Raw genomic sequence first — 1,007 nt, forward strand, 5'->3', positions numbered from 1 at the left:
GAGGTGTTCGACCAGGTCCCCGGCGCCCGCGCCGAGTTCACCGACCAGTACATCGCCGAGGCCGGCATCCGCGGCCAGCACATGCCGCAGATCGTCCGCGAGAAGCTGGACTCCATCGAGGACAACCTCGAGTTCGTCAAGAAGACCATGGCCGGCATGACCAAGGCCGAGATCGACATGCCCCTCACGGCGTCCACGACCCTCGACTCCCTGGTCAACTCCGAGTCCGAGTCCGACCTGATCATCGACCCGATGCCCAACCTCTACTTCACCCGCGACCCGTTCGCGGTCGTCGGCGAGGGCGTCAACCTCAACCGCATGTACTCGGTCACCCGCAACCGCGAGACCCTGTACGGCAAGTACGTCTTCAAGTACCACCCCGACTACAAGGACGTCTCCCTGTACTTCCGCCGCGACTGCCAGTTCCACACCGAGGGCGGCGACGTGCTGAACATCAACGAGAAGACCCTCGCCGTCGGCATCTCCCAGCGCACCCAGGCCGCCGCGATCGACGTCATGGCCCAGAACATCTTCTGGAACTCCGACTCCAAGGTCGAGCGCATCCTGGCCTTCGACATCCCGGTCTCGCGCGCCTTCATGCACCTCGACACGGTCTTCACCCAGATCGACGTCGATAAGTTCACGATCCACCCCGCCATCATGGGCACCCTGCGCGTCTACGAGCTGACCGCCGGCAAGAACCCGGGCGACGTGAACATCCGCCTGATCGAGGACACCCTCGAGCACGTCCTGGAGGACGCCACCGGCGTCGACCAGGTCAAGCTGATCCCCTGCGGCGGCGGCGACCCGATCGCGGCCTCCCGCGAGCAGTGGAACGACGGCTCCAACACCCTGTGCGTCGAGCCCGGCAAGATCTGCGTCTACGCCCGCAACACCGTCACCAACGACGTGCTGTACAAGGAGGGCCTGGACCTTCTCGTCGTGCCCTCCGCCGAGCTCTCCCGCGGCCGCGGCGGCCCGCGCTGCATGAGCATGCCCTTCTGGCG

The 1,007-nt window shown here is 65.8% G+C and carries 1 protein-coding gene; it reads left to right on the top strand.

Features of this window, described 5'->3' with window-relative positions; translation table 11 throughout:
• On the top strand, positions 1 to 1,007 hold a 1,007-nt coding region (locus tag DW913_RS09945; protein WP_117798387.1), incomplete at both ends, for an arginine deiminase family protein.

It is taken from the genome of Collinsella sp. AM42-18AC, from assembly GCF_003467965.1.
Classification (GTDB): domain Bacteria; phylum Actinomycetota; class Coriobacteriia; order Coriobacteriales; family Coriobacteriaceae; genus Collinsella.